Source organism: Desulfotomaculum copahuensis, assembly GCF_001655685.1.
Taxonomy (GTDB): domain Bacteria; phylum Bacillota; class Desulfotomaculia; order Desulfotomaculales; family Desulfovirgulaceae; genus Desulfotomaculum_G; species Desulfotomaculum_G copahuensis.
Map to the genome: position 1 here is coordinate 40,919 of NZ_LYVF01000047.1, position 16,493 is coordinate 57,411.

Sequence of the window (16,493 nt, forward strand, 5' to 3'; positions counted from 1 at the left end):
GTCAAAGAATGTCTAAAATTCAATTTTGCATCAGGCTTAACGGATACTGCTTCCGGTTACCCGTGCATATAATGTACTATTCACCGCGGGTTCAGAAATATCCTACCCTGAAGACCAGATGCATAATGAAATTTACGCCGCAAAGGAGTGAGCACATGGACTTCTTGAAACGACTGGAGGATCACCGGTCGCTGGAAAAACAACTGGCCTGGGAAGGCGCCTTTCAGGAATACCTGGAAATTGTCAAGGAGCGTCCCTGGGTGAGTCAGCTTGCCCATGCCCGTATCTATAACATGATCAAGGATGCCGGGGTTGAAGAAATAGACGGAGTGAAGAAATATCAATTTTTTGCCAGCGAGCTCTTCGGCCTGGACAAAACTCTGGATAAGCTGGTCGAGGAATACTTTCACCCGGCGGCGCGGCGCCTTGATGTGCGCAAACGGATTTTGCTGCTGATGGGACCGGTGAGCGGCGGTAAGTCCACACTGGTGGCCATGCTGAAAAGGGGCCTGGAAAAATATACACGTACCGGGCAGGGCGCATTGTATGCCATTAAAGGATGTCCCATGCACGAAGAACCATTGCATCTGATTCCCCGGGATCTGCGCGCTGAATTTGAAAAAGTGTACGGCATTTTTGTGGAGGGGGAACTGTGCCCGTCCTGCCGGCAAATGCTCGCCTCGGAATACGGAGGCAAGATCGAACATGTGATGGTGGAGCGTATTTTTTTATCGGAAGAGCACCGGGTGGGGATTGGCACCTTTACCCCTTCGGACCCGAAATCCCAGGATATTGCCGACCTGACCGGCAGTGTGGATTTTTCCACCATTGCCGAGTATGGTTCGGAGTCGGACCCGCGGGCCTACCGCTTTGACGGTGAATTGAACATCGCCAACCGTGGTTTGATGGAGTTCCAGGAAATGCTCAAATGTGACGAGAAGTTTCTCTGGAACCTGCTCTCCCTCTCCCAGGAAGGGAATTTCAAAGCGGGCCGTTTTGCCCTGATTTATGCCGACGAGATGATTGTCGCCCATACCAACGAAAATGAATACAAGGCTTTTATCAGCAACAAGAAAAACGAAGCCCTGCAGTCCCGCATTATTGTGATGAAAATTCCTTATAACCTGCGAGTTTCCGATGAAATCAAAATTTATGAAAAGCTAATCCGGCAGGGTGACTTGAGGGATGTACACATTGCGCCTCACGCCCTGAAAGTGGCCAGCATTTTTTCCGTGCTCTCAAGATTGAAGGAAAGTAAAAAACAAGGCATGGACGTGGTCAAAAAAATGAAGCTGTACGACGGCGAGGATGTGGAAGGGTTCAAGCAAAAGGACGTTGCCGAACTGCATAACGAGGCCATCGATGAAGGCATGAGCGGCGTGGATCCGCGCTATGTGATCAACCGCCTGTCCTCGGCGTTGATCCGCACCTCCACCAAATGCATCAACCCGCTGGATGTACTGCGGGCCTTAAAGGAAGGTCTGGATCAGCATCCCTCGATTACCAAGGAGGAAAAGGACCGGCTGTTGAACTTTATTTCCGTTGCCCGCAAGGAATATGACGAACTGGCCAAAAAAGAGGTCCAGAAGGCCTTCGTTTATTCCTATGAAGAATCGGCACGCATTTTGTTTGATAACTACCTGGATAATGTGGAGGCTTTTTGTAACGGTGTCAAACTGAAAGATCCGATTACAGACGAAGAGATTGACCCGGACGAAAAATTGATGCGCTCCATTGAGGAACAGATCGGCGTTTCGGAAAACGCCAAGAAGAGCTTCCGGGAGGAGATCCTGATCCGTCTGTCCAGTTACGCCCGCAAGGGCAGGAAGTTCGACTACTCCTCTCACGAACGGCTGCGTGAGGCGGTGGAGAAAAAGTTGTTTGCCGATTTGAAAGATGTGGTTAAAATCACCACCTCCACCAAGACTCCCGATGCCGAGCAGCTGAAGCGTATCAACCAGGTCAGCGCCAAACTGATCGCCGAGTACGGTTACTGCGCCATCTGCGCCAACGAACTGTTGAAGTATGTGGGCAGTTTGTTGAACCGTTAGGGAAAACGTCCGGTATCCGCCAGAGATGCGTTTTCCCGCGGCGGGCTGAAATATTGTAGTGCGGACGGGTGAGTGGACGGCCGAAACACCGGTTGAAGCGAAAGGTAAACAACCAAAGCTAGGCTGGTGTGATCTGTAAAAAAGTGATCACACACAGGCCAAACGCAGAGCAAGGCCCGGGAAAATTCGGCTTTTCCGGGCCTTGCTGCACTTATGCAAGAGACTTAAAAACCGGGCGGGCTGTACTGATGCCGGACGGGGCGCAGCGGCGGCCTTTTTTGCGACGGCGGTTTTGGCTTTGAGTCCGCAATCACGCTTTCCGGGAGGATTCGCGCCGGCTTTCCGGTCCGGCATGAAAGCGCGGTGGGCTGCGGATTATTTAAGCCGTAGTTTGCAGCTACATAAAAGCTTTCTTTCCGGGAAAAAATAAATTGAGTCCGGTTTGCTGCAGATAACATCTTTTGGTCATGCTTGACAGCAAAAACGACGGTGATAAAATAATTCGTAAAGTAAAATATGTGGTGAGCAATCAGTCCGCACATTAAACATGAGGGGTGATCCAGATGAGTAATGAAGGGCTGCAGTCGGTGAAAAGAATTTTTTCGACCAAGGCGATGAACTGGGTGGTTGCCTATGCCTCCCGGGAACCGGACCGGAATTTCCCACGGGTGCTTGGTTTCCTGCGCACACTGGCCCGGCAGGACGAGCACCGGGAGATGTTGGATCAGATCACCGGCTATTATCAGAACAATCCGGCCATCCATCAGTTTATCAACCGCCTGTTGACCGGAACGAATCCCAATGTGAAGCGCAGGCTGGTATACAACTGGTTCGTGGATCCGATCGTGCGCGGGGCGGACCGGGAAACGCTGTCCGCAAAGTTCGGCGTACACATCCCCAGCGCCATTCTGGTGGACCCCACCAGCGCCTGCAACCTGCACTGCGCCGGGTGCTGGGCGGGCAAATACGCCAAAGCCGACTCCATAAGCCCCGCCCGGCTGGACCGGCTTTTTGAGGAGGCCAAAGAACTGGGTGTTTATTGGATTGTGCTCTCCGGCGGCGAACCGCTGATTTACCCGCAACTCTTTGACCTGATTGAAAAGCACCCGGAAATAACTTTTATGGCCTATACCAACGGCACGCTGATTGATGAGCAAATGGCCGGCCGGATGGCGGCGGCGGGCAATTTCAGCCCGGCTATCAGCCTGGAAGGCTGGCGTGAGGGCACGGACGCCCGCCGGGGGAAAGGCGTTTTCGACCGGGTGATGCGCTCCATGGATCTATTGCGGGAACGGGGGGTCATCTTCGGCGTCTCGATCACCATTACCCGCCACAATGTGATGGAAGTGACCGGGGATGACTTCATCGACTTCCTGGTGGAGAAGGGGGCGACTTACGGCTGGACCTTCCATTATGTGCCGATCGGGCGCAACCCCGACGTGAATTTGATGGTCACACCGGAGCAGCGGGCTTATCTGGCGGAAAGGATCCCCTATATCCGCACCCACAAGCCAATCCAGATCGGCGATTTCTGGAACGACGGCGAGATCACCCGGGGATGCATCGCCGGCGGGCGGGAATACTTTCACATCAACGCCGCCGGGGAAGTGGAGCCCTGTGCATTCGTACATTTCGCCGTGGATAATATTAATCAAAAAAGCCTGCGTGAGGTGCTGGCTTCGCCCTTATTTGAAGCCTATCAAAAACGGCAGCCATTTCACGGCAACTACCTGCGTCCCTGTCCGATCATCGACGTACCGCAGGCGCTGCGCGAGATTGTGGCCGAATCGGGCGCCCACCCCACCCATGCCGGGGCGGAAACGGTGTTGGCGGGAACCGTCGCCTGCCATCTGGACGAGCGTGCCGCGGCCTGGGGCAAAGTGGCCGATGCCGTCTGGCAGGAAAAACACGCGGCCAGAAAGGCAGGTGGCATGTAGCGGGCAATTGCGGGGGAGTGAACAACGCGCTGTTGAAAGGAGGACAAAATGATGAAAATGCGTGCGGATACTTATCTGGCGGGAAAAACGCTGGAGCAGGGCATCAAGTTTATCCTTCGCCAACCGGAAAAAAACATTGCCGCGCTGGTGAATGTGGCCGAAAAACTGGTCCGGGACGACAACCACCGAAAAATGGTGGCCAATGTGAAAAGAGTGTTGGGCGATAAGGAAGGGAACTGGTACCGGTTCGCGCGGGACCTTTTGACGCGTACACACCCGCAGATTCGCCGGCGCATGGCGGTAAATTTCTTTGTCAACGCTTCCTTTGTCGGAGTGCCCCGGCAGAAAGAGTGGGCACAAAAAATCGGCGCCGCCGTTCCCTGGGCCATCCTGATGGATCCGACCGAAAAGTGCAACCTGCATTGCCTCGGTTGCTGGGCCGGCAATTATCAACATGGCAATGAACTGGGCCTTGAGCTCATGGACCGGGTGGCTGCGGAAGCGGAAGAACTGGGTATTTACTTTATCGTTCTTTCCGGCGGCGAACCGATGCTGCGCAAAGACGATATTTTGACCCTGGCTGAACGCCATCCGGAACAGGTTTTTCACCTTTTTACCAACGGTACGCTGGTGGATGAAAAGTTTGTCGCTGAAATGGTCCGGCTGGGAAATATCACTCTGGCCCTGAGCCTGGAGGGGTTTGAGCAAACCACCGACGCCCGCCGCGGCCGGGGCGTGTTCCGGAAAGTGATGCGGGCAATGGACTTGCTGCGGGAGGCCGGGACGGTTTTCGGTGTCTCGGTCACCTATGCCCGGAACAACATTGATGAACTGGGCAGTGAGGAGTTTATTGATTTGTTGGTTGAAAAAGGTGTATCATATGGTTGGTATTTCACCTACATCCCCATCGGCAAGGATGTGGATTTGGAAATGATGGCCACGCCGGAGCAGCGGGCGGCCATGTTTGACCGCATTCAATATTTCCGGCAAACCAGGCCCATTTTCCTGGTCGACTTCTGGAACGACGGCGAGGCCAGCTGCGGCTGCATCGCCGGCGGGCGGCGCTATTTTCATATCAATGCCGCCGGTGAGGTGGAGCCCTGCGCCTTCGTCCATTACAGCACCTGCAACATCAAGCAGTTGACTTTGCGCGAAGCCCTGCAAAATCCTCTCTTCCGCGCCTACCAGAAGCGTCAGCCTTTTGACTTCAACTTGCGCCGTCCCTGTCCGATTATCGATCATCCGGAAATGCTCCGGGAAATGGTGCATGAATCCGGCGCCCACCCGACCGAACTGGGTCCTTGCCACGGTGAAACGGTGGACGAGTTTGCGGGCAAGATGGAGGCCTACGCCTGTAACTGGGGGCGGTTGGCCGACAGTATCTGGCGCCGGAAACCGTTTGAACAAAGAGAAGAAACCGGCCGGGCGGGATGATTGGGTAAAGTGCGGGGGAGTCCGGCGTGGCGCCGGTCGCGAGAGTGGAGTCCGTTTCCTGTCCGCCGGCGCTCGCCGGGCTACCGCCCGGGCCGCTTCACCCGCAACGCCGCCCCGGGAAAAACGGCCGCCTTTCGGCCGTCGGCGGCGTGACCGGGTTGATTGCCTGTGTTAATCCGGTACACCTGCCTGGCGGGGCGTGAATACAAGGAGATGGGGGGCGGGACGGTGGAAGAGCAGCAATATGCCGGCCGGTGGCGCGTTTTGACGGCGGTTCTGCTTGGTTCCATTATGGGACCCATAGATGCCAGCATTGTGTATATAGCACTGCCGGCGATAGCCAAAGTTTTCGGCGTCGATCCGTCAATGATCGGTTGGGTGTCCATGGCCTACCTGCTGGTCCTGGGCAGTTTTTTGCTTTCCTTCGGCCGGTTGGGGGATATGTTCGGTTTCAAACGCATGTTTTTGGCCGGCCTGTTGGTTTTTGTCGTTACCTCGGCTTTGTGCGGACTGTCTCCCGGTCTGGGTGCGCTGATCTTCCTGCGCGCGCTGCAGGCCACCGGGGCCGGCATGACCATGGCCATGTCCCCGGCTATCATTACCGCCGCCTTCCCGCCCCGGGAGCGGGGGCGTGCCCTGGGTATGAACGGGATGGCCGTGGCCCTCGGCCTGGCCCTGGGGCCGAGTCTGGGCGGCATGCTGGTGGATACATTAAGCTGGCGGGCAATTTTTTACGTGAATGTGCCGATCGGAATTGTTGCCTATCTGTGGTGCCGGCGTATCCTGCCCGACGTGCGCAGTGAAAAACGTCAGTCATTTGACTGGCCCGGATCGCTGCTGGCCTTTTGCGGGCTGGGCACGCTGCTTTTGTTTGCCAGCCGGGGCGGGGACGCCGGCTGGTCCCGCCCCATCTTTTTGCTGGGTATGGCAGCCGTTGTTTTGTTGGTTTTATTCATTCTGCTGGAAAAACGGGCGCCCGAGCCGATGCTGGATTTAAAACTTTTCCGGAGCCGTGTTTTTTCCGCCGGTAACGGCGCCGCCCTGCTGAATTTCATGACCCAGTACGTGATCGTGTTTTTAACCCCCTTTTTCCTGCAGCAGGTAATGGGCTATTCCGCCGGGCGGGCGGGAGCGGCCATGACCGCTTTCCCGCTTACCGTGCTGGTGATTGCCCCGCTTTCCGGTGCGTTGTCCGATAAGACCGGTCAGCGCGGGTTGGCCTTTCTGGGGTCGCTAATCTGTACCATTGCCGCGCTGGCCATGGCCGGCCTGAACCAGTCGGCCGGGCCGCTGGATATAGCCTGGCGGCTGAGCTTGTTCGGCCTCGGTACCGGGTTGTTTCAATCCCCGAACAACAGTGCTGTGATGGGTGCGGTGCCCCGCTTCCGCCTGGGAGTCGCCGGGGGGGTGCTGGCCACCACCCGCAATGTGGGCATGGTGTTGGGCATTGCCCTGGGCGGGGCGGTGCTGGCCGCCCGCCGGACCGCCCACCTGTCCGCCGGTCCGTCCGGCGCCTTTTTATCCGGCCTGCATGATGCCTATCTGGCGGCGGCGCTTGTTTCCCTGCTGGGCACACTGGTTTGTTTGCTGGCCGGAACGGCCGGATCCGGCGGTATGCAGTTGGGAGAGCGCAGCGCCGGTACTTGATCCTTTCCATGGCTTTTCCACCGGGGCGTGACGGCTTCAGCCTTAACCGCCCCGGTATTTTTTCCAGCCCTTGGGTTGGATAAACATGAAAAACGCTGCCGTGCACGGCAGGAATTGCCGTTTGCACAGGGAATAATTGTTTTAATTATGATAATACCTTGAGGTGAATGCCCGTGCCAAGGCTGTGTTATTTTAACGGTTCTGTCATGCCGGTTGAAAAGGCGTCCGTCAATATAGAAGACCGCGGTTATCAGTTTGGGGACGGAGTATATGAAGTGATTCGTGTCTATCATGGTAAACCGTTTGCCATGCGGCGTCACCTGATGCGGTTATCCCGCAGCTTGAAAGCGATTCGGATGGATTTCCCGGATCTGGAACAGAGCCTGCACAAGGTGGCGGAACAATTGATCCGGGACGGCAAAATAGAACATGGCTATGTTTACCTGCAGGTAACCAGGGGAGCGGCTCCCCGTGATCATCTTTTTCCGCTCGCTCCATTGCCGCCGGTGTTGAGCGCAACCATTACTCCCTGCCCGTTGCGCACGCCGGAGCAATTTGAGCAGGGGGGAAAGGCGGTAATCCTTTCCGATGACCGCTGGCTGCATTGTAACATTAAGAGCTTGAACTTGTTGCCAAACGTTTTGGCCAAGGATGAAGCGAGAAGACGCGGCGCCGATGAGGCGGTTTTGGCCCGGGATCTGCATACTGTCACTGAAGGCGCTTCAAGCAACGTTTTTATCGTCCGGGACGGGATTGTCTTTACTCATCCGGATGGACCGCTTATCCTGCCGGGGATCACCAAGGAGATAGTATTGGAGATTGCCGGGGAGCTCAATATAACGGTTTGCCAGCAACCGTTTACTGTCGGACAGTTACGGCAGGCGGACGAGGTTTTCATCACCGATACCATTCACGAAGTGCATCCAATTGTTGCTATGGATGGAATTAAAATTGGCGACGGCGCGGCGGGGCCGGTTGCCCGCGCTTTACAAAACGCCTTTACGGAGTATTGGCATGATACTATTGCCGGCGAATAAACCGTTATAAGCTGGATGCCGGGCCGGCCGGTTAAAATTATCCGGACAACTCATCGCACGGGTAGTTCGAATAACGAAAAATGTTCAAAGTTAACCAAAGGGGGTGGCGGACGGTTTAAACCTTGACAAGAAACTTGCGCTTCAGAAGATGAATGTATTACCTAAATTTTCACAAAGGGGTGAATAGTTTGATAAAAAAACCCGTCAATATTAATGGCGCCAAAATGAAACTGGTTGTTGACCCGGAAGCCACCCTGGCGGATGTCATCCGCGGGCAGCTCCACCTGACCGGCACCAAAACCGGCTGCGGCAAGGCGCAGTGCGGCGCCTGCTCAGTGATCATGAACGGCAAGGTGATCATGTCTTGCGCCACCAGGATGAAGCGGGTTCCCGACGATGCCCTGATCACCACGATCGAAGGAATCGGCACCCCCACCAGCCTGCATGCCCTCCAAATGGCCTGGGTTAAACACGGCGCCGCCCAGTGCGGATTTTGTGCCCCTGGCTTCATCGTTTCAGCCAAAGGCCTGCTGGATGAAAACCCCAACCCGGCCAGGGAAGAGGTGCGCGACTGGTTCCAGAAACACAGGAACGTATGCCGCTGCACGGGGTACAAGCCCCTGGTGGATGCGGTGATGGACGCCGCCCGCCTGATGCGCGGTGAAATTACAGCTGACGCTCTTGGTTTCATAATGCCGGCCGATGGCAAAATCCTGGGCACCGACTATCCGCGTCCGTCGGCTATTGGCAAAGTCACCGGCACCATTGATTACGGCGCCGATTTCGGCCTCAAGATGCCGCCCGGCACACTGCAGCTCAAGCTGGTCCAGGCGCAGGTTTCCCACGCCAGGATCCTGTCTATTGATACCTCCGAAGCGGAAAAAATGCCCGGCGTTTATAAAGTTGTCACTAATAAAGACATTAAAGGGAAAAACCGCATTACCGGCCTGATTACCTTTCCCACCAACAAGGGGGATGGTTGGGACAGGCCAATCCTGTGCGATGAAAAGGTCTTTCAGTTCGGCGACGCCATTGCCATTGTCTGCGCCGACACGGAAGCACATGCCCGGGCCGCGGTGGAAAAGGTCGATGTCGAGCTGGAAATGCTGCCGGCTTACATGAGCGCACCGGCTGCCATGGCGCCCGACGCCATTGAGATTCACCCCGGTACGCCCAACGTTTATTTTAAACAGCCAATTGTAAAAGGCGAGGACACCGCGCCGCTGATGGAAAAAGCAGATCTGGTGGTTTCCATGGAGGATTTTTATGTCGGCCGCCAGCCCCACCTGCCTGTTGAGCCTGACGTGGTTGTGGCTTACCATGATGAAAACGGCAGCCTGCAAATTTTGTCCAAGAGTATCGGGTTGGACCTGCATGCGCACATGATTGCCGAAGGGCTGGGCCTGGAGGCCGGCAAGAACCTGTTCCTGTCTCAATTCCCCGGTGTCGGCGGTACTTTCGGCTATAAATTCAGCCCGACCACTGAAGCGCTGGCCGGCGCGGCGGCCATAGCCACCGGCAGGCCCGTTTTCCTTAATTTCGATTACTACCAGCAGATTACCTATACCGGCAAGCGTTCGCCTTTCTTCATCGACCTGAAATACGGGGCCGATAAAGATGGCAAAATTGTCGCCATGGAGAGCAACTGGGCGGTGGATCACGGTCCGTACTCCGAGTTCGGCGATCTGCTGACCCTGCGTGGCGCCCAGTTCATCGGCGCCGGCTACGGCATTCCGAATATTAGGGGCGCCGGCTACACGGTTTGTACCAATCACGCCTGGGGCTCGGCCTTCCGGGCCTATGGGTCACCGCAGAGCTTTTTTGCCTCCGAGACCTTGATGGACGTGCTGGCCGAAAAATTGGGCATCGATCCGCTGGAACTGCGTTACATTAACGCTTACCGGCCCGGCGACACCACCCCGACCGGCCAGGGGCCAGAAGTATACAGTCTGACTCAACTGATTGACGTGATCCGGCCGAAGTACAAGGCCGCCCTGGATGAGGCCGAAAGGCTCTCCACGCCGGAGAAGAAGCGTGGTGTGGGAGTGTCCGTTGGTATCTACGGCTGCGGCCTGGACGGTGTGGACGGGGCCGAAGTATGGGTTGAACTGCTGCCCGACGGCAATGTCCGGGTGAGCACCAGTTGGCAGGATCACGGCCAGGGCGCGGACATCGGTCTTTTGACCACAGCGCACGAAGTATTGCGTCAGATGGGCATCAAGCCGGAGCAAATCAAGCTGGTGATGAACGACATGAACCTGGCGCCGAACGGCGGCCCGTCCGGCGGGAGCCGCTCCCAGGTGGTTATTGGCAACGCTGTCGTCAACGGTTGCGAGCAACTGGTGAATGCCCTGAAGAAGGCCGACGGGACCGGCATGACTTATGACGAGGCGGTGGCCGGTAATATCCCGGTCAAATATAGCGGCAAGTGGAGCACGGCTGCAGACAACTGTACCAACTGCGATGCCGAAACAGCCCAGGGCAGGCCTTTTGCTGTTTACATGTACGGCGTCTTCCTGGCGGAGGTGGAGGTTGATACCGGAACCGGCAAGGTTCAAGTGGTGAAGATGACCCTGGCAGCCGACGTCGGAAAAGTGATCAACAAGACCACTCTCGACGGGCAGATCTATGGCGGTCTGGCGCAGGGCATCGGCCTGGCGCTCAGTGAAAATTTCGAAGATCTGAAAAAGCACACCAGCATGGCGGCCTGCGGCATCCCGTACATCAAGGATATTCCGGACAATCTGGAAATCATTTATGTGAATACACCACGCAAGATGGGACCGTACGGCGCCTCCGGCGTGGGGGAACTGCCGCTGACATCACCGCATGCCGCCATATGTAACGCCATTTACAATGCCTGCGGCGTACGCATCACCCAACTCCCGGCGCTGCCGGAGAAGGTGCTGGCCGGTCTGCAGGGGAAAGAAATCCCGGTCGTGAAACGGCCGGTTAAAAATCCTTATTAGACCGGGGAATACCATTCGGATTGAACTCTTGTTAAAGCGACGGTTTGCCTGAAACGGGCGGATTTATCAGTGAGTTGTTGGTGGTTGGCCGTTGGATTGTTTGTTGGAATTAGCTTTTTGGCGGTTCCTTCTATTCCAACCACCAACCACCAAATTATTCGTATGAAAATGACGTTCTAAAAGGTGGTTGTCGGACCGAGGCATTGGAGCGACGAGGTACGACCACCAGCCTGAGCTCAAAGCGAAATGGTGTGATCAAATGGATCATAAACAATGGCGTGAGTATGAAGAAAGATGTACCCAGGAACGTCCTCCCGCCTGCACTGCCGCCTGTCCCGTTCATGTGGATGTAAGAAGTTTCACGGCGGAAATGAAGGCCGGAAACTTCAACCGGGCATTGGATATTTTCAGGAAAACGGTTCCCTTCGCCGGGATTATCGGCCGCATTTGTGACCACCCCTGCCAGGCTGCCTGCCGGCGGGGGGAGGCGGGAGACCCCGTGTCCATCGCCGCTCTGGAAAAAGCCTGCGTTGAGATGACATCCGCCCCGCCGGCCAAAATTACCCTTCCGCCCAAAAAAGACAGGCGGGTGGCCGTGGCCGGCGGAGGGTTGAGCGGTCTGGCGGCTGCCTTTGACCTGGCCGGGAAAGGCTACCCGGTGGTTCTTTTCGAGGCTACGGACCGATTGGGTGGCGGACTGTGGGAAATGCCGGCAGAGGTTTTACCGCGGCAAATTATCTTGACCGAAACGGCTGTACTGGAGCAAATGGGTGTGGAGATCCGCTATCAAGCCACCGTCGGGCAGGTGATTTCCCTTCCGGAATTGTGCAGTGAATATGATGCCGTTTACCTGGGTACCGGAGAAAATTTCAAGCCTGTTCCCGGCCCGGAAATTGATCAGGCGGGGCGGTGCCGGCTTGACCCGGTTACCTTGGCCACCGGTCTGAATGGAGTTTTTGCCGGGGGCGGGCTGCGCACCGGCCCGGACTATTCTCCCATCAACTCCCTTTCCGACGGCAGGCGGGCCGCCATATCCATCGACCGTTTTCTGCAAAAGGTCTCTCTAACTGCCGTGCGGGAAAATGAAGGGCCTTATCAGACCAGGCTTTTCACCAGTACAAAAGGGGTTGAGCCGCTCCCCGCCGTTGCGCCGGGCAATCCCGCACAGGGGTACACCCGGGAGGAAGCCGTCCTGGAAGCCGGGCGCTGCCTCGCATGCCAGTGCCTGGAATGTGTTAAGGTATGTGAATACCTCGCTCATTTTAAGTCTTATCCGAAAAAATATGCCCGTGATATTAACCAGAATCTTAAAATAGTCATGGGCGTGCACGGGGCCAACAACTTGATCAACTCCTGCAGCCTGTGCGGCCTCTGCCGGGAGGTTTGCCCGGAAAATTTCGATATGGCGGAACTGTGCCGGGTGGCCCGGGCGGAAATGTTCAAAAAAGGGAAGATGCCGCCTTCCGCCCATGATTTTCCCCTCCGGGACATGGCCTTCAGCAACGGCGAACAGTGTGCTTTGACCCGCCACCAGTCGGGGCATGCGTCCAGCAGCCATCTCTTCTTCCCGGGCTGCCAGTTGAGTGCTTCCGCGCCGGGCCATGTGGAGAGGGCTTATGCTTACCTGACCGGGCGGTTTGCCGGAGGGGTCGGCCTGATGTTGCGCTGCTGCGGTGCGCCGGCGGAATGGTCCGGGCGGACCGGGCTGTTTGCAGCGGAACTGCAGGAAATCAGGAAACAGTGGCGGGAAATGGGCGGGCCGCGCCTGATCCTGGCCTGTTCGACCTGCTACCGGATGTTTAAGAGCCACCTGCCGGAAATAGAAATTGTCTCCCTGTGGGAAATATACGATCAATTGGGGCTGCCGGAAGCCGCCGGGACACAAAAGCCCGGTTTGGTGGCCATACAGGACGCCTGCACCACCAGACATGAGAAGCAAATTCACCAAAGCGTCCGGAGCATACTGCAAAAGCTCGGTTTTAAGATTGAAGAATTGCCGGCCAGCCGTGAAACAACAGAATGCTGCGGCTACGGCGGGTTGATGCTGTTTGCCAACCGGAAGCTGGCGGACGACGTGATCAACAGGCGGATCAGGGAAAGCGCCGCCGGCTATGTTGCCTACTGCGCCATGTGCCGGGACAATTTTTCCGCCCGGGGCAAAAAGACATACCATCTTCTGGATTTGATTTACGGACTGGCTGATTTTGCTTTACCGCCCCAAAAAGGGCCTGGTTACTCCCAAAGGCGTGAAAACAGGGCCAGGTTGAAAAATAAGCTACTCAAAGAAATCTGGAGGGATCAGGTGGTGCAACATGAGAGCGCTTTTGAAAATATTAAATTGATTATGCCAGCTGCCGTTAGCGGGGTCATGGAGGAGCGCCTGATTCTGAAGGAAGATGTCCAGAAAGTGATCGAATATGCCGAGCGGACGGGCAATAAAATAATCAACCGCAATAACGGCCATATTATGGCTTGTCACAGGCCGGTAAGTGTTACTTACTGGGTGGAGTATACTCCGCAGGCGGACGGTTTTGTCGTCCACAATGCTTATTCGCACCGGATGGAAGTTGAGGGCAATAATTAAGGATGTGAAAAAGGTGGCCGGCAAAGATTTGGGTGCGGAAAATATTTTTGAGTGTTTTAAATGCGGCCTGCCAATGGAACCGGGCAAAGTTACGGTTTCCTATCTGGGCAGCAGCTTTCCGGTTGAACTTTTAAAATGCAGGCAGTGCGGGTTGGTCTTGATCACTGAGGAACTGGCGTTGGGCAAGATGCTGGAAGTGGAAAAAACTTTGGAGGATAAATAGGGGTGGTCGTAAATGCATTCCGCCGGACGGTGCCGGGTTTATGAAAGCGACGGACTACGCCGGGTGACCGGTGATTCCATCCGGCCGGGTGGTTTTACTTTAACCGGCCGTGCCCTGGCCCTTTGTTCTTTTCCCCCGGGAGCCAGAGTGCTGGATGTGGGTTGCGGCGCCGGCGCTACGGTGGAACATTTGATCACAAACCATAATCTTGTTGCCACCGGCGTGGACCCTTCCCCGGTGTTGCTGGAGCGCGGCCGCCAAAGAAGACCGGATTTGCCGCTCCGGGAGGCAAGCGGGGAGAATCTGCCCTTTGCTGACGGAGAAATGGACGGTATATTTGCGGAATGCACCTTGTCGGTGATGGAAAATCCAGACCGGGCTCTGGTGGAGTTCTGCCGGGTGCTGAAAGTCGGCGGGCGGTTGGTGGTGACCGATGTCTATGCCCGCTGCCCGGACTTCGTTCCGGCCCTGCGCCGGTTGCCGCTGACCAGTTGTTTGACCGGAGCCATGTCCAGACGTGAGTTGAATGATAAAATAAAGTCAGCCGGCTTTGAAACAATTTTATGGGAGGATCATTCCAAACTGCTGGCGGAGTTGACCGCCCGGTTAATCTTGACGCACGGTTCTTTGGATGCTTTTTGGGGCAAATTTGCCTGCGGACCGGTGAGTTGCCGGGAAATCAAGGAAACAGTTAAAAAGTCCCGGCCGGGGTATTTCCTCCTGGTGGCCGGGAAAAATGGTTGAATGGCATTGTTTACCGGAAAGGAGCACATAGAACTGGATGAACGATGAATTACTGCGTATGCTGGAATTATACCGGCAGGGGTTTAACTGCAGTCAAATCCTGCTCATCCTGGGGTTGGAAGCCCTGGGTAAAAGCAACCCGGACCTGGTCAGGACGATGACCGGCCTGGGCGGCGGCCTGGGGTTTTCCGGGAAAACCTGCGGCGCGCTGACCGGCGGGGTTTGTTTACTGGGTCTGTACGCCGGCCGGGGGACGCCGGAGGAAGCGGAGCACGACCGGTTTCTCTTAATGGTGGAGGAACTGGTGCAGTGGTTCGAGGCTGAAAACTGCCGCGACTACGGCGGGATCAATTGCGCGCAGATTTTGGGCGACGAACTGGCTAATAAAACGGTTACTCCCCGCTGCGGTAATATTGTCATCAGCACTTACGGCAAGGTGAAAGAAATATTGATGGCCAACGGGATCGATCCGGCCGGTGAACAAAATGAGTGAACCGGCCGGCGTTCTCTCTGAAACGGAAAGTCTCTGCCCCGTCTGCCTGAAAAGAATACCGGCTCAAAGAGTAGCCCGGGGGGAGCAGGTGTTTATCGAGAAAACCTGCCCGGAGCACGGCGTTTGCCGGACGGTGATCTGGCGGGGGCGGCCCTCTTTTCAGTCCTGGACCAGGCCCAAAATACCGGCAACGATTAAAGTCCCCTTTACAGCGGTCAGCCGGGGCTGTCCCTTTGATTGCGGTCTTTGCCCCGCTCACCGCCAGCACACCTGTACGGCGGTGCTGGAGGTCACCGGCCGCTGCAATTTAAAATGCACCTATTGTTTTGCCGGTGCCGGGGGCGGTGACGCCGATCCGGACAAAGAGACAGTCAGAGGCTGGTATCAAAGCCTGCTGGATGCCGGCGGCCCGTATAACATCCAGCTTTCCGGCGGGGAGCCCACACTGCGGGACGACCTGCCCGCACTGGTCGCTTTGGGCCGCTCCATGGGTTTTGACTTCATCCAGCTGAATACCAACGGGCTGCGGTTGAGCCGGGAACCGAAATTCCTGGCATCATTGCAGCAGGCCGGGCTGGCTTCGGTTTTCCTGCAGTTCGACGGGACGGAGCCGGAAATCCACCGCCACATGCGGGGCGGCGACTTTTTGGCAGAAAAGCTGGAGGCCGTACGGCTCTGCGGGGAAATGGGGATTGGGGTGGTTTTCGTGCCCACGGTGGTTCCCGGCATTAACGACCATAATTTGGGCCGGATCATCGATCTGGCCATGGAGTATCTACCGGTGGTACGGGGTGTGCACTTTCAGCCGGTGAGCTATTTCGGGCGCTATCCCCGGCCGCCGGCGGACCGGATGCGCATCACCCTGCCGGAGGTGATCACTAAAATAGAACAACAAACAAACGGCCGGATCAAAGCGGAACATTTCCGGCCCCCGGGTTGTGAAAACGCCCTTTGTTCTTTTCACGGCAACTTCGTTTTAATGCCGGACGGGGCATTGATGGCTACCACCGGGCATGCCCGGGATCGGGAAAAAGGATGCTGCGGCCCTCCGGAGCGGGCGAGCGAGGGGGCCGGGAAAACGAGGAGTTTTGTCTCCAACCGCTGGTCGGCTCCCCAGCCGGTCCGGCGACAACAAAAATGCAGTTGTACTGAACAAAAAACACAGCCGGACAGTATGGATCTGTTCCTGGAAAGGGCAAAATCCCATCGCCTTTGTATCTCCGGCATGGCATTTCAGGACGTCTGGAATATCGACCTGGAGCGGCTGAAGGATTGCTGCATCCACACCGTGGCCCCCGATGGAAAAATCATACCCTTTTGTGCCTATAACCTGACCGGCAGTCAGGGCAGAACAATTTACAGGGGGCGGTAGGC

At 56.3% G+C, this 16,493-nt stretch carries 11 protein-coding genes; all 11 read left to right on the forward strand.

Annotated elements, in window-relative coordinates; genetic code table 11:
* The first annotated feature begins 155 nt into the window (after positions 1-155).
* The 11 genes from A6M21_RS03490 to trsS all read left to right on the forward strand — a co-directional run bounded on the left by A6M21_RS03490 (position 156) and on the right by trsS (position 16,491).
* On the forward strand, positions 156-2,051 hold the full coding sequence (locus tag A6M21_RS03490; protein WP_066666505.1) for a PrkA family serine protein kinase: 1,896 nt from the start codon (positions 156-158) through the stop codon (positions 2,049-2,051).
* 563 nt (positions 2,052-2,614) lie between these two features.
* Positions 2,615-3,988 (forward strand): radical SAM/SPASM domain-containing protein, encoded by a 1,374-nt coding sequence (locus A6M21_RS03500; RefSeq protein WP_066666507.1) that lies wholly within the window; start codon positions 2,615-2,617, stop codon positions 3,986-3,988.
* A 51-nt stretch (positions 3,989-4,039) separates the two neighbouring features.
* Positions 4,040-5,422, forward strand: coding sequence for a radical SAM/SPASM domain-containing protein (locus A6M21_RS03505; protein ID WP_066666508.1), 1,383 nt, complete (start codon positions 4,040-4,042; stop codon positions 5,420-5,422).
* A gap of 168 nt (positions 5,423-5,590) precedes the next feature.
* Positions 5,591-7,069, forward strand: coding sequence for an MFS transporter (locus A6M21_RS03510; protein ID WP_242868748.1), 1,479 nt, complete (start codon positions 5,591-5,593; stop codon positions 7,067-7,069).
* A 167-nt stretch (positions 7,070-7,236) separates the two neighbouring features.
* Positions 7,237-8,106: a D-amino-acid transaminase gene (gene dat, locus A6M21_RS03515; RefSeq protein WP_066666509.1), complete on the forward strand. Its 870-nt coding sequence runs from the start codon at positions 7,237-7,239 to the stop codon at positions 8,104-8,106.
* Positions 8,107-8,294: 188 nt separating this feature from the next.
* On the forward strand, positions 8,295-11,075 hold the full coding sequence (locus tag A6M21_RS03520; RefSeq protein WP_066666510.1) for a molybdopterin-dependent aldehyde oxidoreductase: 2,781 nt from the start codon (positions 8,295-8,297) through the stop codon (positions 11,073-11,075).
* A 259-nt stretch (positions 11,076-11,334) separates the two neighbouring features.
* The gene (locus A6M21_RS03525; RefSeq protein WP_066666511.1) at positions 11,335-13,659 is read left to right on the forward strand and encodes a pyridine nucleotide-disulfide oxidoreductase/dicluster-binding protein; all 2,325 of its coding nucleotides are present in this window, start codon (positions 11,335-11,337) and stop codon (positions 13,657-13,659) included.
* Positions 13,660-13,702: 43 nt separating this feature from the next.
* Positions 13,703-13,882, forward strand: a complete 180-nt coding sequence (locus A6M21_RS03530) for a DVU_1557 family redox protein (protein WP_427854598.1) — start codon at positions 13,703-13,705, stop codon at positions 13,880-13,882.
* A 12-nt stretch (positions 13,883-13,894) separates the two neighbouring features.
* Positions 13,895-14,626 carry a DVU_1556 family methyltransferase gene (trsM, locus tag A6M21_RS03535; RefSeq protein ID WP_066666512.1) on the forward strand — a complete coding sequence of 244 codons (732 nt, stop codon included), beginning with the start codon at positions 13,895-13,897 and terminating at the stop codon, positions 14,624-14,626.
* Between the two features lie 37 nt (positions 14,627-14,663).
* Positions 14,664-15,119 carry a DVU_1555 family C-GCAxxG-C-C protein gene (locus A6M21_RS03540; RefSeq protein WP_066666513.1) on the forward strand — a complete coding sequence of 152 codons (456 nt, stop codon included), beginning with the start codon at positions 14,664-14,666 and terminating at the stop codon, positions 15,117-15,119.
* Positions 15,112-16,491 (forward strand): radical SAM (seleno)protein TrsS, encoded by a 1,380-nt coding sequence (gene trsS, locus A6M21_RS03545; protein ID WP_066666514.1) that lies wholly within the window; start codon positions 15,112-15,114, stop codon positions 16,489-16,491. Before A6M21_RS03540 ends, trsS begins: the two co-directional genes overlap by 8 nt.
* Positions 16,492-16,493 lie beyond the last annotated feature (2 nt).